Consider the following 326-nt stretch of genomic DNA (forward strand, 5'->3'; position numbering starts at 1 on the left):
GCACAATTATTGCAACGGATAATTGTGCATAATGAATATTCACATCTTCATTGAACTCACCACATTTCTTTTTTGCAATAGACTTTTTTTATCTACGTATACATTATTTTAACACATATAACACCAAAAGTCACTATATTCTGCATATTTCTCTCATATGCACAAGATTTTTGTATATCTGAACAAATATTGCGTTCTAAATTATTTCATTTTACATAAGTTGATTGTTAAATGCTTGTTAACATCAACACGGAAGTTGAAATAGCCAGATTATAACGTGTAGGTTTGTCAATCATATTGGACACTATTATTAAGAAATTCGATAG

Source organism: Ruminococcus sp. AF17-1AC (assembly GCF_003461385.1).
Taxonomy (GTDB): Bacteria; Bacillota; Clostridia; order Oscillospirales; family Ruminococcaceae; genus Hominimerdicola; species Hominimerdicola aceti.